Origin of the sequence: Pseudomonas sp. NPDC087185 (genome assembly GCF_044744955.1) — a bacterium.
GTDB lineage: Bacteria > Pseudomonadota > Gammaproteobacteria > Pseudomonadales > Pseudomonadaceae > Aquipseudomonas.
Map to the genome: position 1 here is coordinate 859,457 of NZ_JBIUZK010000001.1, position 18,624 is coordinate 878,080.

The window sequence follows — 18,624 nt, forward strand, 5'->3', positions numbered from 1 at the left end:
ATTCCCTCAAACCCACAGCTTCTTGATGTCACGCCCGCCGCAGGTCAGGTTGACCATTGCACGGGTCACCATGACGGCGGTGAACATCGAGGTGAAAATCCCGAGGGACATGGTAACCGCGAAGCCCTTGACCGGGCCGGTACCCATGGCGAACAGGATACCGCCGACCAGCAGGCTGGTCAGGTTGGCGTCGATGATCGCGGTGTAGGCACGGCTGAAGCCTTCATGGATGGCGCGCTGCACCGACATGCCGTTTTTCAGCTCCTCGCGGATCCGCGAGAAGATCAGCACGTTGGCGTCGACCGCCATACCCATGGTCAGCACGATACCGGCAATACCCGGCAGGGTCAGGGTGGCGCCGAGCAGCGACATCAAGGCCAGCAGCAGGATCATGTTGCCGGTCAGGGCGATGGTGGCGATTACGCCGAAGCCGCGGTAGATGGCGATGATGAACAGCGAGACGAACAGCATGCCCCACAGCGATGCATCGATACCCTTGGTGATGTTGTCGGCGCCCAGGCTTGGGCCGATGGTACGTTCTTCAGCGAAGTACATCGGCGCGGCCAGGCCACCGGCACGCAGCAGCAGGGCCAGTTCGGACGATTCGCCCTGGCCGTTGAGGCCGGTGATGCGGAACTGGCTGCCCAGCGGCGACTGGATGGTCGCCAGGCTGATGATCTTCTTCTCTTCCTGGAAGCTCTGTACCGGCACTTCCTTCTCGACGCCGTCGACGGTCTGCTTGACGTAGCGGGTGACCGGCTTCTGCTCGATGAAGATCACCGCCATGCTGCGGCCGACGTTGCTGCGGGTAGCGCGGCTCATCAGCTCGCCACCGTGGCCATCCAGGCGAATGTTCACCTGCGGGCGACCGTGCTCGTCGAAGCTGGCCTGGGCGTCGGTGACCTGGTCACCGGTGATGATCAGGCCGCGCTCGACCGGGGCGGAACGGCCGCCCTCACGGAACTCGAAGACCTCGGTAGTGGCCTTGGACGCGCCCGGCTCGGCACCGAAGCGGAACTCCAGGTTGGCGGTCTTGCCGAGGATACGCTTGGCTTCGGCAGTGTCCTGCACGCCTGGCAGCTCGACCACGATGCGGTTGGCGCCCTGGCGCTGCACCAGCGGCTCGGCCACGCCCAGCTCGTTGACACGGTTGCGGACGGTGGTGAGGTTCTGCTTGATCGAGTATTCGCGGATCTCGGCGACTTTCGCCTGAGTCAGCGCCAGACGCAGCACGGCGAGCTCGTTGCGCTCGGTGGTGGTCAGGTCGAAATCACTGAAATTCTTGCGGATCAGGGCACGTGCCTGTTCGCGGGTAGCATCGTCAGCGAAGCCCAGCATGATGCCGCCATCCTGCTGAGGCAGGCTGCGGTAGCGGACGCGCTCTTTACGCAGCAAGGTCTTGACCTCGCCTTCGTAGACTTTCATGCGGGCGCTCATGGCCTTGTCCATGTCCACTTCCAGCAGGAAGTGCACACCACCGGACAGGTCCAGGCCCAGCTTCATCGGGCTTGCGCCCAGGTTACGCAGCCATTGCGGAGTGGTCTGGGCCAGGTTCAGGGCCACGACGTAATCATCGCCCAGTGCCTTGCGCACTACATCCTTGGCTGGCAGTTGGTCTTCCTGGTTGGTCAGGCGCACCAGCCCGCTGCCCTTCTCACCCAGGCTCGCGCCCTTGACGGTGATACCGGCTTCGGTCAGCGCCTTGCTGACGCGGTCGAGGTCGGCCTGGTTTACCTGCAGCGCCGAGCTGGCACCGCTGATCTGCACCGCCGGATCATCCGGGTAGAGGTTGGGAGCGGAATAAATAAAACCGATCGCCAGTACCAACACGATCAGTGCGTATTTCCACAGAGGGTATTTGTTCAGCATCACGCCGCCCGTTCAAGACGCGGGGCGCGTTGCGCGCCCCGACTGGAAAAAAAAACCGGTAACTCAGATAGCCTTGAGCGTACCTTTTGGCAGGGTCGCGGCAATGGCGCCCTTCTGGAACTTCAGCTCGACGGTGTCGGACACTTCCAGGACCACGAAATCGTCGGAAACCTTGACGATCTTGCCAGCGATGCCGCCGTTGGTGACAACTTCGTCACCTTTCTGCAAGTTGCCCAGCAGGTTCTTCTGCTCTTTGGCGCGTTTGGCCTGCGGGCGCCAGATCATCAGGTAGAAGATGACCAGGAAACCGACCAGGAAAATCCACTCGAAGCCGGTGCCAGCTGGGCCAGCGGCGGGTGCTGCAGCGTCCGCATAGGCGGCGGGGATCAAGAAGCTCATTGGGCACTCCAGTTGCTTAAGTTTTAATTAGTTTGCTGCGAACAGTCAGTCCAAAGGCGGCACAGGCAGCCCGCGCTTGGCATAGAAGGCGTCGACAAAGGCGGCCAATTTACCCTGTTGAATAGCCTCGCGTAAACCGGCCATCAAGCGCTGGTAATGGCGCAAGTTGTGGATGGTATTCAGCATGCTGCTCAGCATTTCGCCGCATTTGTCCAAGTGATGCAGATAAGCGCGGGAGAAGTTGCTGCAGGTGTAGCAATCACAGGTCGGATCCAGCGGCGAATCATCGTGGCGATGGAACGCGTTGCGGATCTTGATCACCCCTGTATCGACGAACAGATGGCCGTTGCGTGCGTTACGCGTCGGCATCACGCAGTCGAACATGTCGACGCCGCGGCGCACACCCTCAACGAGATCTTCCGGTTTGCCTACCCCCATAAGGTAACGAGGTTTGTCAGCAGGCATTTGTGCCGGCAGGTAGTTCAGCACCTTGATCATTTCGTGCTTGGGCTCGCCCACCGACAGGCCGCCGATGGCCAGGCCGTCGAAGTCGATGTTGACCAGCGCTTCCAGCGAGCGCATGCGCAGGTCTTCGTACATGCCACCCTGAACGATACCGAACAACGCCGCGGTGTTGTCGCCGTGGGCGTTCTTCGAGCGCTGGGCCCAGCGCAGGGACAGTTCCATGGAGGTGCGCGCCACGTCGTGCTCGGCCGGGTACGGGGTGCATTCGTCGAAGATCATGACGATGTCCGAACCCAGGTCGCGCTGCACCTGCATGGACTCTTCAGGCCCCATGAACACCTTGGAGCCGTCGACCGGCGAGGCGAAGGTCACGCCTTCCTCCTTGATTTTGCGCATGGCGCCCAGGCTGAACACCTGGAAACCACCAGAATCGGTGAGGATCGGGCCTTTCCACTGCATGAAATCGTGCAGACCGTTGTGCTTCTTGACCACTTCCGTGCCGGGGCGCAGCCACAGGTGGAAGGTGTTGCCGAGGATGATCTCGGCGCCGGTGGCTTCGATGTCACGCGGCAGCATGCCCTTGACCGTGCCATAGGTGCCCACCGGCATGAACGCCGGGGTTTCGACCGTGCCACGGGGGAAGGTCAGGCGGCCACGACGGGCTTTGCCGTCAGTGGCCAGCAGTTCGAAGGACATTCGACAGGTGCGACTCATGCTTGATCCTCTGGGCCGCGTGGCGCCGGATTGCGGGTGATGAACATGGCATCACCGTAACTGAAGAAGCGGTAACCGTTCTCGACCGCCGCCGCGTAGGCAGCCATGGTCTGCGGGTAACCGGCGAATGCCGAGACCAGCATCAGCAGCGTGGACTCCGGCAGGTGGAAGTTGGTGACCAGGGCATCGACCACGTGGAACGGCCGGCCCGGGTAGATGAAGATATCGGTGTCGCCGCTGAAGGCCTTGAGCACGCCATCACGCGCCGCGCTCTCCAGCGAGCGCACGCTGGTGGTGCCGACCGCGACTACGCGGCCACCACGGGCCCGGCAGGCCTCGATGGCATCGACCACATCCTGGCTCACTTCGAGCCACTCTTTATGCATGTGGTGGTCTTCGATCTTGTCGACGCGCACCGGCTGGAAGGTACCCGCACCCACGTGCAGGGTGACGAAGGCGCGTTCGACGCCCTTGGCCGCGATCTGCGCCAGCAACGCTTCATCGAAGTGCAGGCCCGCAGTCGGCGCGGCCACGGCACCGGCGCGCTCGGCGTACACGGTCTGGTAGCGCTCCCGGTCGGCGCCCTCGTCGGGGCGGTCGATGTAGGGTGGCAGCGGCATATGGCCGACGCGTTCAAGCAGTGGCAGCACCTCTTCGGTGAAGCGCAGCTCGAACAGCGTTTCGTGGCGCGCGACCATTTCGGCCTCCCCACCACCGTCGATGAGGATCACCGCGCCTTCCTTGGGCGCCTTGCTGGCACGCACATGGGCCAGCACGCGGTGGCTGTCGAGTACGCGCTCGACCAGCACTTCGAGCTTGCCGCCGGAGGCTTTCTGGCCAAACAGCCGCGCCGGGATCACCCGGGTGTTGTTGAACACCATCAGGTCGCCGGGGCGCAGGTAGTCGAGCAAGTCGGTAAACCGCTTGTGCGCCAGCGCCCCGCTCGGCCCATCGAGGACCAGCAGACGGCTGCCATGGCGCTCGGCCAGAGGGTGGCGGGCGATCAGGGAATCGGGGAGTTCGAAGGAAAAATCGGCGACGCGCATGATGATGTTCGGGTTCGACAGGGCCGGGAAGTTTAGCCCAATGCGTGAAAATTGACCATGAAAGCCGATTGACCGACCTGAAGCACCTCTCTATACTGCGCGCCACACGCCCTGATGGCGGAATTGGTAGACGCGGCGGATTCAAAATCCGTTTTCGAAAGGAGTGGGAGTTCGAGTCTCCCTCGGGGCACCAAAATCCGGAAAAACCGACCTTATGGTCGGTTTTTTTTTGGCCGGCGTTTGGCTATAGGCCGCGATGCGACGGGGGCCAGAATAGCCACCCCCGACGCATCACAAGGTGCGCCCCGCGTTGATCCAATCCGTTACCTGCCTCAAGGTCAGTCCGAACCCGGGGCATCGAGCATGTTGCCGTCGCCCCAGAAGGTGCCGGGGACCGCAGGCGAACAGGGGCCGACCCCCATTGCTTCGCGCATCACGCCATACTTGCTGATTGACCTGCGATAGATCCAGGCAAACAGATCCGCTGCCATTGCCATGTCACGCTGCTCGTAAACGCCCATCATCGCCAGGGCATCATTGCAAGCACGTCCCACTCCGCCAACTTTGACGCCATCCCAACGACCACGGGCCCTACAGCCATGCCTGGAATCTATTGGCCATCATCCCTACCCCTACCTAAGATGTCATTCGTCAGGTATATGCAGAAAGTATTGCCACGATAATGGCACTTAGCCATAGTGGCGCTCCCATTTTTAAACCCATGTGCAAATCATGAAAACGACTGTGCCCTGTCTGGCGGCTATGATGCTGCTGAGTGGGTGCAATGGAATGCCAACGTCATACGTTTCAAACCCGGTCTACGACCAGGCTTTCGTAGTCACCTCAGGCGCGCCGTTGCCAATGCTGCTGATGGCCACTGCCATTCAGTGGAACGAAGACTACGCAGTAACCGCCAAACACACCCCGTTCCTGCGCAATGTGGTCCATGAGGGCCTCGGTGATGTGGTGTTCTTCAAGCACAAGGCCACGCAGGTACCGCTCTGGCGCCAGTATGTGCCGGGCGAGTCGGTGACTGCGGTCGGTTTCAACAGCCTGATGATGCCGGTGCAGGGCAAGGGCCATACCCTGGACTCGCTGGTACGCCTGGAGGGCACGCCGGGTAGCGTTTTCTACTCGGTGCACGACGGCCCGATGATCAAAGGCATGTCCGGCGGGCCGGTGTTCGCTGATGATGGCAAGGTGGTCGGGATCAATGTCGCGTTTATCGCCAAGGACGGGATCGATGCGCGCAACCGTCCCGACCTGGCTGATAAGGAGCGAATCAGCGTGTTCATGTCCTTCAGCGAAATCGACAAGGAATGGCGCCGCTTCCAGTACCTGGCTCACAAAACCAGGCCCAATGCCGTGCCTGCCGCGATCAAGGGCTATGTGGCGGTCGCTGCCAAGCCTTGAATCCGGATATGCCAGGAGGTGCACTACTGCTCCTGGCATAGGATGTTGTCTTAGGGCTCTTCGCGGTGACGCACGCGAAGAGCCTCAGTAGCATTGAGCTGACCACACACTTCCAGTTACACCCTACGACGAACAGCACAGAACCTTGCCAGTGCCTCAGCGTCCGATCCTTCATGCCCACCCATTCGAGGTCCCCCCGCGTGAAAGAGATCATCGCCCGCAAGTACCGCCTGGTGGTGAAGACAGTCGGCTACATCGGCTGGTCGCTGTTCTGGCTGCTGATCTGGGATGTACTGGTCACCATCGATTTCATGCTGTTCTTCAACAGCAAGTTCACCTTGCCACTCATGCCGCTGACGCTGCTGGGTTCGGCATTGGTAGTGCTGGTGAGCTTTCGTAACAGCAGCGCCTATAACCGTTGGTGGGAGGCGCGCACGTTGTGGGGCGCGCTGGTGAACAGTTCGCGCAGCTTCGCACGCCAGACGCTGACGCTGATCGACGACCCGGATGAGGGACTGAACCCGACCAAGGCCACCTTGCTGCGCCGCCATATCGCTTACGTGAACTGCCTGGCAGCGCACCTGAAGGGCGAGAAATGCCCGGATGAGCTGATGGCATTCATCCCGCCGGGGGAGTTCGAGCGGCGCAACCGTTCGAACAACTTTGCCAACGATATCCTCAGCGGCTCTGCGGCCCTGCTGGCGCGCGAATACAAGGCCGGGCGGCTGGACAGCATTCGCCTGGCGCGGCTGGAGTCGACGCTGGTGGACCTGTCCAATGCCCAGGGCGGCATGGAGCGTATCGCCAACACGCCACTGCCCTACCCTTACGTGTACTTCCCTCGGCTGTTCATCTCGTTGTTCTGCCTGATCGTACCGATCGGGCTGGTCGAGTCGCTGGGCTGGTTCACCCCACTGGCTTCGACCGTGGTGGGGTTCATGCTGCTGGCCATCGAACGGATCGGCACCGACCTGCAGAGCCCGTTCCGCTTCAGTGAGCACCAGATCCAGATGGATACGATTTGCGAGACCATTGAGCGCAACCTGGAGTCGATGCAGCGCGAAGCACAATGTGGGGAATTGATGGCAGACGTTGTCATGCCCGCACATAACGCTGGCGCATCGCATCACTGAACGCATCCACCAGCAGCACCAGCACCAGCATCGCGATGATCACAGTGCTGGCTTGCCGCTCCTGGAACAGGCTCAGGGTGGTGTACAGCATTTGCCCCAGGCCGCCAGCACCCACAAAGCCCAGCACGCTGGCCATGCGGATGTTGTTTTCCCAACGGTACAGGCTGTAGGCCAGCAGTTGCGGCCACAGGTTGGGTAATGTGCCGAAACAGAACGCGGCGAGCTGCCCGCCGCCTTGCAAACGGATCGCCGCTGCCGGCGCTGCCGGGGCGTTCTCCAGCGCTTCGGCGAACAGCCGCCCCAACACGCCAGAGGTGTGCAATGCCAGCGCCAGCGTGCCGGCATTCGGCCCGAGCCCGGCAGCCAGCACCGTCAGCGCCGCCCACACCAGTTCAGGGATGGCGCGCAAGGCATTGAGCAGCAGGCGCGCCGCCGATTGCAGCGGCCAGCCGAAACGCCCCGCCGCAGGCAGTGCCAAGAGCATGCCCAAGACCACGGCCAACAACGTGCCCAAGCCCGACATGGCCAAGGTTTCCAAAGCACCGCGTGCCACTGACTGCAAATGCTCGGCAGATAAATCCGGGTGCAGAAAGCGTTTGGCGTAGGCCCCCATCTGCCCTGGCCCGCCATCACCGATCAACGCCTGCAGGTCCAGTTCCAGATAGCTGAACGAAGCGGCCACTGCTGCGACAATGGCGCCCACCAGCAAAAGATTGATCATTCGGTTCATGCCAGCCTCCCCCGCAGGAAGCGGCTAAGCAGGTCAGCTATCAGCACCAGGGCGAAGAAGGCCAGCAGGATACTTGCCACTTCGCCGCCGGCGAACATGCGCATGGACAGGTCGATCTGTTGCCCCAGACCACCCGCTCCGACGAAGCCCATTACCACTGATGCACGTATCGCGCATTCCCAGCGGTACACGGTGTACGACACCACCTCCGCCATCGCGCTTGGCAGGATGCCGTAGAAAAACGCGGTCAGCCGGCCACTGCCCGCTTGCAGCAAGGCATGCGCTGGGCGCTGGTCGACCGATTCGAAAATTTCCGCATAGACCTTGCCAAGCATGCCGCTGTAAGTGATGGCGATGGCCAACACCCCGGCGGTCGGCCCCAGGCCCACAGCGCGTACGAACAGCAATGCCCAGACGATTTCCGGCACGCTGCGCAGGAAGATCAGCACACCGCGCACCGGCATCCGCAGCAGGCGCGACATCACGCCGCCACGGCCACCGCGCGATGCCGCTCGCAGCGACAAGGCGCGGCTGGCCATCAGGCTTGCCGGTATGGCCAACAGCAACGCAAAGGCCATGCCGGCTGTGGCAACGGCCAAGGTCTGCAGCGTGGCCTGGTAGAGCAGCTTGAGAAACTCGGCATCATGCGCCGGCGGCCAGAAGGCGCTGGTAAAGGCGGCAATCTGTTGGCGGTTTTCGGCGTGCAGCAGCACACCGGGGTTCAACTCGCTCAACTGCAAACCTGGCCATAACACGGCCAGGGCAAACACGGTGAGCAATAGCCGAGGCAATGCTGCAGGGTCGCTGGCGTGGGCCTTCAGCATCGCGGTATCTGCACGGCCAGGCTCGGCGCTTGCGCCGGTTGTGAAGCAAGCTGCTCGTTGGCGTACAAAGCGTCCAGCATCTGTTCGCTCACCGCCTCGGCCGGGCAGTCGAACATCACCCGCCCCTCACGAATACCGATCACCCGCGGGAAGTGCGCCAAGGCCAGTTCAACGGCATGCAGGCTGGCCACCAGGGTGACGCCATTGGCCTGGGCATGGCGGTTGAGCAGTGCCAGGCTGTGCTCGGCAAGCACCGGGTCCATCGCCGACACGGGTTCGTCAGTCAGTAGCACTTCGGGCCGCTGATACAACACCCTGGCAATGCCGACCCGCTGCAACTGCCCACCCGACAGTTGCCCGCACTGAACGAACAGTTTTTCCGCCAGGCCCAGTTCGGCCAATACTTCCCGTGCGCCCCTAACGTCGGTGGGATACAGCAGGTTAAGCAAGCCTTGCAGTGTGCTCCACTGCCCCAGGCGGCCGGCCAGCACCGCCGTGACCACCCGCTGGCGGGGCGGCAAGGGGGGCGTCTGGTGCACCAGGCCGATCCTCGCACGCAGGCGCTGGCGTGCCCTGGCAGACAATGCCCAGGGCTGCTCGCCAAACAGTTCCAGGCGCCCGCCACTGGGTTGCAGCGCGGAAGCCATCAGGTGTAGCAGGCTGGACTTGCCGGCGCCCGAGGGGCCGATGATCGCTACCCGCTCGCCTTGGGCAATGTGCAGGGACACCGCCTCAAGCGCGCGCACAGTACCGTGGCGCAGGCCTGCGCCATGCAGGTTGATAGTCACTTGAGCAGGCCGGCCTCGCGTGCAGCTTGCTCGGTGCCCGCATAGTTCTCAGGCTTGGTCTCGATGAAACGGCTGGCGGCCTGCAGGTCGAGAATCGCCTTGTGCTCCGGGTTGGCCGGGTCCAGCGCGAGGAAGGCCTGCTTGATCTTCTCCTTCAGCGCCGGGGCCATGTTGCCGCGCACGGTCCAGTTGTAGTCGAAGTACTCCGGCGTGGTGGCGAACACCTTGACCTTGCTGGTGTCGACCTTGCCGGCATCGACCAGCTTCTGCCACACACTGGCATTGAGCACACCACCATCGACCTTGCCCGCCTGCACCCAGGCCACGGTGGCGTCGTGGGCGCCAGAGTAGGCTACGCGGCTGAAATAGCTCTCAGGCTTGATGTTGTCTTCCTTGAGCATGAAGTAGCGCGGCATCAGGCTGCCAGAGGTAGAGGAGATGGAGCCGAAGGCAAACGATTTGCCCTTGAGGTCGGCCAGGCTCTTCACATCCGGGTTGGCGGTGATGAACTTGGAGGTGAACTTGGCGTCCTGCTCACGCTGCACCAATGGCGTGGCTGTCGGGTCTTTCAGATGCACCTGGACGAAAGTGAAGCCCCCCAGCCATGCCAGGTCCAGCCGGTCACTGGCCAGCGATTCGACCACTGCGGGATAGTCGGCCACCGGCACGAACTTCACCTCCATCCCCAATTGCTGAGACAGGTACTTGCCCAGCGGCTCGAACTTGCGCAGCAACTCGGTTGGCGCTTCGTCGGGGATGGCGCTGACCCGCAAGGTATCAGCGGCCTGCGCGACAACGGCACAGCAGGACAGGACTAGGCCGGCGGCGAGCGCCATTGGGCGTTTGAGCATGGGAAGACTCCGGTTCAATAGCGGGGAATAGGCGGCGATCCGCGCCGCGCGTGGAAAGTATAAGGGCGCATGGCACAAAGGCCAGCTTTGCTACAATCGCGCAACAATTTGATTCCCTGAGGTGCGTATGAGCGAGCCGATTCGCCTGACCCAGTACAGCCATGGTGCAGGCTGTGGCTGCAAGATCTCCCCCAAGGTACTGGACGTGATCCTGGCCGAGAGTGGTACACAGGCCTTGGACCCGAACCTGTGGGTCGGCAACGCTTCGCGTGATGATGCCGCCGTATACGCTCTGGACGACGAGCGCGGGGTTGTCTCTACAACCGACTTCTTCATGCCGATCGTCGATGACCCCTACGATTTCGGCCGCATCGCCGCCACCAACGCCATCAGCGACATCTACGCCATGGGCGGCGACCCACTGATGGCCATCGCCATCCTCGGCTGGCCGGTCAACGTGCTGCCGCCGGAGGTCGCCCGCGAAGTAATCCGCGGTGGCCGCGCCGTGTGCGCTGAAGCCGGTATTCCCTTGGCGGGCGGCCACTCCATCGACGCCCCCGAGCCGATCTTTGGCCTGGCCGTGACCGGCGTGGTCAGCAAACGCCACCTCAAGCGTAACGACACCGCCACAGCGGGCTGCCGTCTGTACCTGACCAAACCCCTGGGCATCGGCATCCTTACCACCGCCGAGAAAAAGGCCAAGCTGCGCGAACAGGACCAGGGCCTGGCCCGTGACTGGATGTGCACCCTCAACACCCCCGGCAGCCGCTTCGGCAAGCTCGACGGCGTGAAGGCAATGACCGATGTGACCGGTTTCGGCCTGCTGGGCCACCTGGTCGAACTGGCCGAGGGCAGCGGGCTCACCGCGCACCTGAACTACGCCGCCGTGCCTCGGCTGCCGAGCGTCGAACACTATCTGGCCGAAGGCTGCATCCCTGGCGGCACCCTGCGCAACTTCGAAAGCTACGGGCACAAGATCGGCCCGCTCAGCGATGATCAGAAGCACCTGCTGTGCGATCCGCAGACCAGCGGCGGCTTGCTGGTGGCGGTCAACCCTGAAGGTGAGGAGGCATTCCTCGCCGCGGCGGCCGAACTGGGGCTCTCGCTCTTGCCAATCGGCACATTGACCGCGCGACAGAGCCACGCAGTCGAGGTGCTCTGATGCGTCCCGACTGCACCGACTTTCGCCAGCTGTTCCTCGACGACGCGCCGATGATGGACATGCGCGCGCCAATCGAATTTGCCAAGGGCGCCTTCCCCGGCGTCGTCAACCTGCCGCTGATGACTGACCAGGAACGGCAGAAGGTTGGCACCTGCTACAAGCAGCAGGGCCAGGCCGCGGCCATCACCCTCGGCCATCAACTGGTCAGCGGCACCACCAAGCGTGAGCGCCTGCAGGCCTGGGCCAACTTCGCCAGGGCCAACCCCAACGGCTACCTCTACTGCTTTCGCGGCGGCTTGCGTTCGCTGATCGTCCAGCAGTGGCTACGCGATGAGGCGGGAATCGATTACCCGCGGATCAGAGGCGGTTACAAGGCGCTGCGCACCTTCCTGCTGGAGACCACCGAACAGGCTGTCGAACAGTGCGAATTCGTACTGCTGGGTGGCCTCACCGGCACTGGCAAGACCGATGTGCTGCACCAGTTGAACAACGTGCTCGACCTCGAAGGCCATGCCAACCACCGCGGTTCCAGCTTCGGCAAGCGCGCCACCGCGCAGCCGGCGCAAATCGACTTCGAGAACACGCTGGCGATCGATGTACTGAAAAAACGTGCCCGCGGCATCGGGCAGTTCGTGCTGGAAGATGAAGGCCGCATCGTCGGCAGCTGCACGGTGCCATTGGCGCTGTACCAGGGTATGCAGCAGTACCCGATGGTGTGGCTGGAGGACAGCTTCCAGAACCGTGTGGAGCGCATCCTGCGCGACTACGTAATCAACCTGAGCGCCGAGTTCGTGGCGCTGCATGGCGAGCAACTCGGCCATCGGCTATTCGCCGAGCGTATGCTGCAGAGCATGGCCAATATCCAGAAACGCTTGGGTGGCGAGCGTTTCCAGCGGCTGTCCGAGAGACTGCGCCAAGCGCTGCATGAGCAGCAGCAGTGCGGTGCGATAGACCTGCACCGCGGATGGATCGAGGGATTGCTGAAGGAGTATTACGACCCGATGTACGCCTATCAGCGTAGCGCCAAAGCTGACCGGATCGAGTTTGCCGGGGATGCGCTGGAGGTGCGCGAATACCTCAAGGCCCGGGCGCTGCGCGGTGCTCACATATAAAAAACAGGGCCGTTTCTCGCCCCCATCGCCGGCAAGCCAGCACCTACAGGTATTGCACAGCCCTCAGGTGCAGCGCAGCCCTTGTAGGAGCGGGTTTACCCGCGAAGAGGCCCGCACCGGCAACATCACTGCCCTGGGCTGAGCACCCGCTCCAGCTCCGCCGCCCGCTCGCGGGTCATGTCCATCAGACACAGGGCGCCTTCAAGCTGCGCCATCGTTCCCCCGCTCGCCTGCACGTGGAATTTGCAGTTGCCATCGCGGTAGGCGATCCACTGTCGCTGCACGTCGCGCAGGTTCTTCTGCGGCGACGCTTCGAGCTTGGCCAGCAGCTGCTTGTAAGCCCGATTCAAACGCTCGTCCTGCAGCGTGGTTTCGGCGCCAATGCAGCTGCTCATGGCCACCGTACTGGAGGCCTTGTCCATGCACTGGGTGTAGCTGGGCGAGTTATCCTCAGCCATCGCCATCGGCATGCCAAACACCAAGGCCAACCCCATCAGATACTGCTTTTTCATCGTAACCCTCCTGGTGAAGATCAAAACGCTTGCGGCTGCTGCGGCGGCATCAGCACCTTGCCCGGCTCGAAGCGCAGCGACGGCATTTGGGTGGCGGCGTACACAGCCAGGGCAAGCGCTGCTATCAGCGCCACGTCGATCCAGCGCCAACCTGGCACGTCTTCGGCAGTGCGCGCCTTCCACACATGCCAGGCCTGCCCTGCACAAAACACCACGATGGAGGCCAACCACAGGTAGAAACCGGCACCAAAGCCTGTGCGGTCCTGGAAGTCGTAGCTGATGTTGTCCGGCAAACGTTCAATGCCGAAGCTGCTGGCCGCCAGGTACAGCGCCGCCAACCCGGCCACCAGGGCAAGGCGCCGGAAACGCCGATGGGCCAGGATCGCCACCGCCAACAACGGGTTGGCAAACCACTGAAACAAGCCGAATGGGATGCCCCACGGCCCGTACAGCAGCATTTGCAGCGCCGGCATGTGCCTGCCGGCGCTCATCAGCGCGCCATCGAAACAGAGGCCGAGCAGGTACAGGGCGAGGCTGAAGGTGAGGTAGAAAGCCGTCATGCAACCGGTGGCTCTAGCAGCAACCCGTAGATACCCGAATCGGACAGTTCACCTGCAACGCACCAGCGAGCGCGCAGCGTGCCTTCCAGCACAAAGCCCTGGCGTTCGAGGGTACGTGCCGAACCCTGGTTGCGCGGGTCGATCTCGCCTTCCAGGCGGCGCATGTGCAAGGTGTGGGCGAGGTAGTCGATGAAGCAGGTCAATGCCTCGTCCATGTAACCCCTGCCCTGCACCGCGCTGGCCAGGCAGTAGCCGATCTCGCCACGGCGGGACACATCGTCGATATTGAACAACTGAACCATGCCGATCAGCTCGCCGTTGTCGCGGCGGTACATGCCCAGCTTGAGCTGGTCACCGTTGGCATAGGCTTCACGGTCGGCGGCCAGGGCACTCTCGGCCTCTGCCAGGTTTTGCCAAGGGGCATGGTGCCAATAACGCATGACCTCGGGGTCGGCCATGATCGTCAGCCATTGTTCGGCATCGGCGTGGCGCATCGGGCGCAACTGCAGACGCGGGCTGTCGAGGCAGAGGTCGCTAGGGAAACTGCGGGGTGGGGTCACGCCGGATCTCCTGTCCATTGCTGGGGAGATGACAGTCTAACGTCATGCGGCGTGTTCAAGCACCTCGCGACTGCGCGGCCGCCACCCCGAGAGGGGCTCAGGCCACCTCGGCGCCGTCATCCGGCCAATGCGGTTCGTTCGCACCCGGTGGCGTCAGCGGTGGCAGGCCATAGGCCGCTCGCGCATCGTCGCAGCTGGGGTTATGCACACCGCCTTCCCATGACGCATCGAACTCGCGGCATGGGCTGGAACGGTTGGCGTAGATGGTGCACGCCACCTCGGTACCGATCTCGCCCTGCAGGCTGACACACCGGCAAGGCTTGGCATCGGTGCCGATCATCGCGACCCGGGTCGGGTTGATCTGTACCACCAGGTCATCCGGCACTACGCCACCGGCGGACTGGCATTCGCCCCAGAAGAAAGACACACGGAAATACCCGCAGCACGCGCCGCAGTCAAGGCAAGGGTTATATTCGGACATGATGGCACGGAGGGAAGGTTATTGTTATCGGGGCTGGCCCGCGGCGCCATTTGTAATCGAAGCCGGGGCGCCTGAGAAGAGGGGAAGTGCAAAAAAGATTACCGTTGATCCGCCCCTGTCACGTGACAACCCAGCAGGCTAAGGCCAGCCTTCGCCGCCCCCCATTTGCTTTGCGCGCCTTGATTAGGCGGTGGGGTGCAGAAACACCCCTCACTACCCGCGGGAAACCTCACCCGCTGAAAATCGCAAGGCCTACTGCTCATGCGCCCCAGGTTCGACGATGAGCCCTGCCCAGCGGCAAGCGCTGATCGAGCATGTGATTGAATTCGATGCTATCAAGCCTACCCCGCAAACCGTTTCTGGTTGCTTGGGGGGTAGGTATGCCAGCCCTGTTCAGCAGGTTGTACTCAACCTCGCTGCGGTTTTCACGTTGCCACTCACTGGAGCCTTTGATCATCTGCAGCGCGTGGGCAACGTTCTCTTTCCAGCCAAATCCGAAGATCTTGCCCATAGGCTTGGACTAGCCGCCAGGCCTTACGACCAGTTCGTCCGCCTGCCAGTTGCCGCTACCGGGGCCATCGACGACGATCCAGTCGCTGAACTCACGCCCCGGATGGTTGCTGGCAAGAGTCGAGACCCCACCTGCGGCATTTCTGAAGCGCTGACTTACTTGATGGCCAACCCGTCGGCCCGGAACATCTGGCGGATACCGCGAATGGCCTGGCGAATCCGGTCCTGGTTTTCAATCAAGGCAAAGCGCACGTGGTCGTCACCGTACTCACCAAAGCCGATTCCCGGTGAGACACAGACCTTGGCCTCGGCCAGCAGCTTCTTGGCAAACTCCAACGACCCCAAGTGAGCGTACTGCTCAGGGATCTTGGCCCAGACATACATGGATGCCTTGGGGTTCTCCACCATCCAGCCCAGCTCGTGCAGGCCTTTGACCAGCAAGTTGCGCCGTTGGCGATACTGCTCCGCGATGTCGCGCACGCACTGCTGGTCGCCTTCCAGGGCGGCGATGGCCGCGACTTGCAGCGGGGTGAAGGTGCCGTAGTCGTGGTAGCTCTTGATGCGCGCCAGGGCGCTGACCAGCTCGGGGTTGCCGACCATGAAGCCGATCCGCCAGCCGGCCATGTTATAGCTCTTGGACAGCGTGAAGAACTCCACGGCGATGTCCTTGGCGCCCGGTACCTGCATGATCGAGGGGGCTTTCCAGCCGTCGTAGACGATGTCGGCGTAGGCCAGGTCGTGCACCACCAGGACGTCATACTGCTTGGCCAAGGCCACCACGCGCTCGAAGAAGTCCAGCTCCACGCATTGCGCGGTCGGGTTGGACGGGAAGCCCAGGATCATCATCTTCGGCTTGGGGATCGATTCGCGGATCGCCCGCTCCAGCTCGTTGAAGAAGTCCACACCCGGCACCAGCGGCACCGATCGCACCTGCGCACCTGCGATGACAGCGCCGTAGATGTGGATCGGGTAGCTCGGGTTGGGCACCAGCACGGTGTCACCCTGGTCGAGGGTGGCGAGCATCAGGTGCGCCAGGCCTTCTTTGGAACCGATGGTGACGATGGCTTCGTTTTCCGGGTCGATGTCGACCTCGTAACGTTCCTTGTACCAGTTGGAGATTGCCCGGCGCAGGCGCGGGATGCCGCGGGAGGTGGAGTAGCCATGGGTGTCTTCACGCTGGGCAACCTGCACCAGCTTCTCGACGATGTGCGGCGGCGTGGCACCGTCGGGGTTGCCCATGCTCAGGTCGATGATGTCCTCGCCACGGCGGCGGGCAGCCATCTTGAGCTCGGCAGTGATGTTGAACACATAAGGTGGGAGACGATCAATGCGCGCAAAGCGGCGCGGCGAACCTGGGTTGGCCATGGTTTCCTCTACAAGACGTAAGCGCCCGGAACCGTCCGAGCGACGTAGGCCACAGCGGCGGCCTGCATCAGAAGATAGTGCCGAAAGATGATGCGTGTAAAGGACAATTTCCTGTTTTATTATAATTTTTCAGACGTATATTTTGAAAACTAGCGATTTATGCTTTCAGGGCGGCACTTTCGAGGGTTTACCCGTGAAGAGGCCGGCATGGGAAAACACCCATAAAAAAACCCGGCACCAAGGCCGGGTTTTTCGTGTAACAGGCGACTGTATCAGCGCGCGTAGGTCATCAGCACGTCCGCGGCAGTCTGGCTGTCCACCGACATCATCACGCTCAAGGCAGTGACGGTGAGGATGGAAAAGCCGAATACCTTGCGGGCCCACTTGCTGTCGTCCTCGGCCTTGTAACCACCCCAGGCCATGTACAGCCAGTACAGGCCCATGGCAGCTGCCACGGCCATGTAGCCGAGGCCGGCGTAACCGCCGAGGGTAAGCATCAGGGTGGCGAGCACGAAGGCCAGCACGTAGAGCACGATCTGCTTCTTCGCCGCGAGGATGCCGCGCGCCACCGGCAGGACCGGAATGTTGGCAGCACTGTAATCCTTGAAGCGGAAGATCGCGATCGCGAAGCTGTGCGGCATCTGCCACAGGCTGAACATCACCAGCAGGGTCACGGCAGCCAGGTCGAAGCTGTTGCTCACGGCGCAGTAGCCGATCACCGGAGGCATGGCACCGGACAGGCTGCCAACCAAGGTGCCGTGCACCGATTTGCGCTTCAGCCAGAGGCTGTAGAAACCGACGTAGACGATGAACCCGATGAGTGCGCAGAACGCCGACAGCGGGTTGGCCTGGACATACAGCAGGCTGAAGCCGGCCACCCCGAGGAGGGTGGCGTAGACCAGCGCGAGGGTCAGCGACATGCCGCCCTGGACCATGACGCGGTTCTTGGTACGTTCCATCTTGATGTCGATGTCGCGGTCGATGCAGTTGTTGAACACGCAACCGGACGCAACCACCAGGGAAGTCCCTACCACCACCGCCAGGAACAGGGCGAAGTCCACATGGCCCTTCGCGGCAAGGAAGAAACCGCCTGCCACGGAAAGCACGTTACCGAAAATGATCCCCGGTTTGGTGATTTGGATAAAGTGCTTAACGGACATGCAGTCTTACCTCACTTGGCCATCATTTCGTAGTGGATGCTGAACATGATCCACAGCGACAGGCCGACCAGCAGTGCAATCACCATGGTGGTGAACAGGAACGTCGACACGTTGGAACGCTGCTCTTTCGAGCGGTCCATGTGCAGGAAGTACACGAGGTGTACCACCACCTGGATGACGGCCATGGCCACCACGACCAGGACGGTCAGGTTCTTCGGCAGGCTTGGGAACATCACCAGGCCGAACGGGATTGCGGTCAGGATGATCGACAGTACAAAGCCGACCATGTAGGACTTGACGCTACCGTGGTTACCTTCGTGATGAGTGTCGTGTGCGTTAGCCATTACAGAACCCCCAGCAGGTAGACGACGGTGAATACGCAGATCCAGACCACGTCCAGGAAGTGCCAGAACAGGCTCAGGCAGCTCATGCGGGTCTTGGCGGTCGGCGTGATGCCGTGCTTGCTGATCTGGTACATCATGATTGCCATCCAGATCAGGCCGGCAGTCACGTGCAGACCGTGGGTGCCTACCAGGGCGAAGAACGCCGACAGGAAGCCACTGCGCTGCGGGCCGAAGCCCTCGGCGATCAGGTGATGGAACTCGTAGATTTCCATCGCGATGAAGCCTGCGCCGAACAGGAAGGTCACTGCCAACCAGCCCAGCACGCCTGCTTTCTTGCCATCGAACATCTTCAGCATGGCGAAGCCGAAGGTGATCGAGGACAGCAGCAGGAACGCGGTTTCAACCAGCACGAAGTCGAGCTGGAAGATGTCATGACCCGACGGGCCGCCGGCAAAACTGCCGGACAGCACCGCGTAGGTGGCGAAGAGCGACGCAAACAAGATGCAGTCGGTCATCAGGTACAGCCAGAAACCGAGTACGGTCATCTGGCCCGAGTCGTGGTGGTGGTCGTCATGCCCATGGTCGTGACCATGAGCAGCACCGTGGATTACTTGACTGGACATTGA

General features: G+C 62.2%; 22 protein-coding genes and 1 tRNA gene. 5 read left to right on the forward strand and 18 right to left on the reverse strand.

The window, feature by feature from the left end; all coding sequences use genetic code 11:
• Positions 1 to 6 precede the first annotated feature (6 nt).
• From secD to queA, 4 genes are all read right to left on the reverse strand, one after another.
• Positions 7 to 1,869, reverse strand: a complete 1,863-nt coding sequence (gene secD / locus ACIPIJ_RS04165; protein WP_401072929.1) for a protein translocase subunit SecD — start codon at positions 1,867 to 1,869, stop codon at positions 7 to 9.
• A gap of 63 nt (positions 1,870 to 1,932) precedes the next feature.
• Positions 1,933 to 2,268 carry a preprotein translocase subunit YajC gene (gene yajC / locus ACIPIJ_RS04170; RefSeq protein WP_056795769.1) on the reverse strand — a complete coding sequence of 112 codons (336 nt, stop codon included), beginning with the start codon at positions 2,266 to 2,268 and terminating at the stop codon, positions 1,933 to 1,935.
• A gap of 45 nt (positions 2,269 to 2,313) precedes the next feature.
• Positions 2,314 to 3,429 carry a tRNA guanosine(34) transglycosylase Tgt gene (tgt, locus tag ACIPIJ_RS04175; RefSeq protein ID WP_401073443.1) on the reverse strand — a complete coding sequence of 372 codons (1,116 nt, stop codon included), beginning with the start codon at positions 3,427 to 3,429 and terminating at the stop codon, positions 2,314 to 2,316.
• A gap of 14 nt (positions 3,430 to 3,443) precedes the next feature.
• Entirely contained in the window at positions 3,444 to 4,493 is a 1,050-nt protein-coding gene (gene queA, locus ACIPIJ_RS04180) for a tRNA preQ1(34) S-adenosylmethionine ribosyltransferase-isomerase QueA (RefSeq protein ID WP_401072931.1), read from the reverse strand.
• 108 nt (positions 4,494 to 4,601) lie between these two features.
• Between queA and ACIPIJ_RS04185 the strand changes: the two genes are divergently transcribed.
• A tRNA-Leu gene (locus tag ACIPIJ_RS04185) sits at positions 4,602 to 4,686 on the forward strand.
• Between the two features lie 145 nt (positions 4,687 to 4,831).
• Here ACIPIJ_RS04185 and ACIPIJ_RS04190 read toward each other — a convergent pair.
• Positions 4,832 to 5,047, reverse strand: a complete 216-nt coding sequence (locus tag ACIPIJ_RS04190; RefSeq protein WP_401072933.1) for a hypothetical protein — start codon at positions 5,045 to 5,047, stop codon at positions 4,832 to 4,834.
• A 211-nt stretch (positions 5,048 to 5,258) separates the two neighbouring features.
• Between ACIPIJ_RS04190 and ACIPIJ_RS04195 the strand changes: the two genes are divergently transcribed.
• Together ACIPIJ_RS04195 and ACIPIJ_RS04200 are read left to right on the forward strand one after the other, a co-directional pair.
• Complete coding sequence (locus ACIPIJ_RS04195; RefSeq protein ID WP_401073445.1) at positions 5,259 to 5,906, forward strand: trypsin-like peptidase domain-containing protein; 648 nt, start codon at positions 5,259 to 5,261, stop codon at positions 5,904 to 5,906.
• Positions 5,907 to 6,106: 200 nt separating this feature from the next.
• A complete protein-coding gene (locus ACIPIJ_RS04200; RefSeq protein WP_401072935.1) occupies positions 6,107 to 7,039 on the forward strand; it encodes a bestrophin family protein in 933 nt (310 codons plus the stop codon).
• Here the strand turns inward: ACIPIJ_RS04200 and phnE are convergent.
• From phnE to ACIPIJ_RS04220, 4 genes are read right to left on the reverse strand one after another with little or no spacing between them, the layout of a single operon-like run.
• A complete protein-coding gene (gene phnE, locus ACIPIJ_RS04205; RefSeq protein ID WP_401072937.1) occupies positions 7,002 to 7,769 on the reverse strand; it encodes a phosphonate ABC transporter, permease protein PhnE in 768 nt (255 codons plus the stop codon). The two genes, ACIPIJ_RS04200 and phnE, sit on opposite strands and share 38 nt — an antisense overlap.
• Positions 7,766 to 8,593, reverse strand: a complete 828-nt coding sequence (locus ACIPIJ_RS04210) for a PhnE/PtxC family ABC transporter permease (protein ID WP_401072939.1) — start codon at positions 8,591 to 8,593, stop codon at positions 7,766 to 7,768. Before ACIPIJ_RS04210 ends, phnE begins: the two co-directional genes overlap by 4 nt.
• Positions 8,587 to 9,381 carry a phosphonate ABC transporter ATP-binding protein gene (locus ACIPIJ_RS04215; protein ID WP_401072941.1) on the reverse strand — a complete coding sequence of 265 codons (795 nt, stop codon included), beginning with the start codon at positions 9,379 to 9,381 and terminating at the stop codon, positions 8,587 to 8,589. Before ACIPIJ_RS04215 ends, ACIPIJ_RS04210 begins: the two co-directional genes overlap by 7 nt.
• The gene (locus ACIPIJ_RS04220) at positions 9,378 to 10,232 is read right to left on the reverse strand and encodes a putative selenate ABC transporter substrate-binding protein (RefSeq protein WP_401072943.1); all 855 of its coding nucleotides are present in this window, start codon (positions 10,230 to 10,232) and stop codon (positions 9,378 to 9,380) included. Before ACIPIJ_RS04220 ends, ACIPIJ_RS04215 begins: the two co-directional genes overlap by 4 nt.
• 127 nt (positions 10,233 to 10,359) lie before the next feature.
• On the opposite strand from ACIPIJ_RS04220, the gene selD reads away from it, so the two are divergent.
• Both selD and mnmH read left to right on the forward strand, forming a co-directional pair.
• A complete protein-coding gene (gene selD, locus ACIPIJ_RS04225) occupies positions 10,360 to 11,394 on the forward strand; it encodes a selenide, water dikinase SelD (RefSeq protein ID WP_401072945.1) in 1,035 nt (344 codons plus the stop codon).
• Positions 11,394 to 12,506, forward strand: coding sequence for a tRNA 2-selenouridine(34) synthase MnmH (mnmH, locus tag ACIPIJ_RS04230; protein WP_401072947.1), 1,113 nt, complete (start codon positions 11,394 to 11,396; stop codon positions 12,504 to 12,506). Before selD ends, mnmH begins: the two co-directional genes overlap by 1 nt.
• A gap of 125 nt (positions 12,507 to 12,631) precedes the next feature.
• Here the strand turns inward: mnmH and ACIPIJ_RS04235 are convergent, their stop codons facing one another.
• The 9 genes from ACIPIJ_RS04235 to cyoC form a co-directional block, all read right to left on the reverse strand.
• Positions 12,632 to 13,018: a lysozyme inhibitor LprI family protein gene (locus tag ACIPIJ_RS04235; protein WP_401072949.1), complete on the reverse strand. Its 387-nt coding sequence runs from the start codon at positions 13,016 to 13,018 to the stop codon at positions 12,632 to 12,634.
• Positions 13,019 to 13,038: 20 nt separating this feature from the next.
• Positions 13,039 to 13,578 carry a hypothetical protein gene (locus ACIPIJ_RS04240; protein ID WP_401072951.1) on the reverse strand — a complete coding sequence of 180 codons (540 nt, stop codon included), beginning with the start codon at positions 13,576 to 13,578 and terminating at the stop codon, positions 13,039 to 13,041.
• On the reverse strand, positions 13,575 to 14,138 hold the full coding sequence (locus tag ACIPIJ_RS04245; RefSeq protein WP_401072953.1) for a GNAT family N-acetyltransferase: 564 nt from the start codon (positions 14,136 to 14,138) through the stop codon (positions 13,575 to 13,577). Before ACIPIJ_RS04245 ends, ACIPIJ_RS04240 begins: the two co-directional genes overlap by 4 nt.
• Before the next feature lie 97 nt (positions 14,139 to 14,235).
• Positions 14,236 to 14,619 (reverse strand): YkgJ family cysteine cluster protein, encoded by a 384-nt coding sequence (locus ACIPIJ_RS04250; protein WP_401072955.1) that lies wholly within the window; start codon positions 14,617 to 14,619, stop codon positions 14,236 to 14,238.
• A gap of 259 nt (positions 14,620 to 14,878) precedes the next feature.
• Positions 14,879 to 15,130, reverse strand: coding sequence for a hypothetical protein (locus ACIPIJ_RS04255; protein ID WP_401072957.1), 252 nt, complete (start codon positions 15,128 to 15,130; stop codon positions 14,879 to 14,881).
• 155 nt (positions 15,131 to 15,285) lie between these two features.
• Positions 15,286 to 16,494, reverse strand: coding sequence for an alanine transaminase (gene alaC / locus ACIPIJ_RS04260; RefSeq protein WP_401072959.1), 1,209 nt, complete (start codon positions 16,492 to 16,494; stop codon positions 15,286 to 15,288).
• 272 nt (positions 16,495 to 16,766) lie between these two features.
• Positions 16,767 to 17,654 carry a heme o synthase gene (cyoE, locus tag ACIPIJ_RS04265; protein WP_400797569.1) on the reverse strand — a complete coding sequence of 296 codons (888 nt, stop codon included), beginning with the start codon at positions 17,652 to 17,654 and terminating at the stop codon, positions 16,767 to 16,769.
• 11 nt (positions 17,655 to 17,665) lie between these two features.
• Positions 17,666 to 17,998, reverse strand: coding sequence for a cytochrome o ubiquinol oxidase subunit IV (cyoD, locus tag ACIPIJ_RS04270; RefSeq protein ID WP_401072961.1), 333 nt, complete (start codon positions 17,996 to 17,998; stop codon positions 17,666 to 17,668).
• Positions 17,998 to 18,621 carry a cytochrome o ubiquinol oxidase subunit III gene (gene cyoC, locus ACIPIJ_RS04275; RefSeq protein ID WP_401072963.1) on the reverse strand — a complete coding sequence of 208 codons (624 nt, stop codon included), beginning with the start codon at positions 18,619 to 18,621 and terminating at the stop codon, positions 17,998 to 18,000. Before cyoC ends, cyoD begins: the two co-directional genes overlap by 1 nt.
• Between the last annotated feature and the right edge of the window lie 3 nt (positions 18,622 to 18,624).

Coding starts and splice junctions, on each gene's coding strand:
- secD (WP_401072929.1), bottom strand. CDS start 1,869: ATGCTGAACAAATACCCTCTGTGGAAATACGCACTGATCGTGTTGGTA.
- yajC (WP_056795769.1), bottom strand. CDS start 2,268: ATGAGCTTCTTGATCCCCGCCGCCTATGCGGACGCTGCAGCACCCGCC.
- tgt (WP_401073443.1), bottom strand. CDS start 3,429: ATGTCCTTCGAACTGCTGGCCACTGACGGCAAAGCCCGTCGTGGCCGC.
- queA (WP_401072931.1), bottom strand. CDS start 4,493: ATGCGCGTCGCCGATTTTTCCTTCGAACTCCCCGATTCCCTGATCGCC.
- ACIPIJ_RS04195 (WP_401073445.1), top strand. CDS start 5,259: ATGCTGCTGAGTGGGTGCAATGGAATGCCAACGTCATACGTTTCAAAC.
- phnE (WP_401072937.1), bottom strand. CDS start 7,769: ATGAACCGAATGATCAATCTTTTGCTGGTGGGCGCCATTGTCGCAGCA.
- ACIPIJ_RS04210 (WP_401072939.1), bottom strand. CDS start 8,593: ATGCTGAAGGCCCACGCCAGCGACCCTGCAGCATTGCCTCGGCTATTG.
- ACIPIJ_RS04220 (WP_401072943.1), bottom strand. CDS start 10,232: ATGCTCAAACGCCCAATGGCGCTCGCCGCCGGCCTAGTCCTGTCCTGC.
- selD (WP_401072945.1), top strand. CDS start 10,360: ATGAGCGAGCCGATTCGCCTGACCCAGTACAGCCATGGTGCAGGCTGT.
- mnmH (WP_401072947.1), top strand. CDS start 11,394: ATGCGTCCCGACTGCACCGACTTTCGCCAGCTGTTCCTCGACGACGCG.
- ACIPIJ_RS04235 (WP_401072949.1), bottom strand. CDS start 13,018: ATGAAAAAGCAGTATCTGATGGGGTTGGCCTTGGTGTTTGGCATGCCG.
- ACIPIJ_RS04240 (WP_401072951.1), bottom strand. CDS start 13,578: ATGACGGCTTTCTACCTCACCTTCAGCCTCGCCCTGTACCTGCTCGGC.
- ACIPIJ_RS04250 (WP_401072955.1), bottom strand. CDS start 14,619: ATGTCCGAATATAACCCTTGCCTTGACTGCGGCGCGTGCTGCGGGTAT.
- ACIPIJ_RS04255 (WP_401072957.1), bottom strand. CDS start 15,130: ATGGGCAAGATCTTCGGATTTGGCTGGAAAGAGAACGTTGCCCACGCG.
- alaC (WP_401072959.1), bottom strand. CDS start 16,494: ATGGCCAACCCAGGTTCGCCGCGCCGCTTTGCGCGCATTGATCGTCTC.
- cyoE (WP_400797569.1), bottom strand. CDS start 17,654: ATGTCCGTTAAGCACTTTATCCAAATCACCAAACCGGGGATCATTTTC.
- cyoD (WP_401072961.1), bottom strand. CDS start 17,998: ATGGCTAACGCACACGACACTCATCACGAAGGTAACCACGGTAGCGTC.
- cyoC (WP_401072963.1), bottom strand. CDS start 18,621: ATGTCCAGTCAAGTAATCCACGGTGCTGCTCATGGTCACGACCATGGG.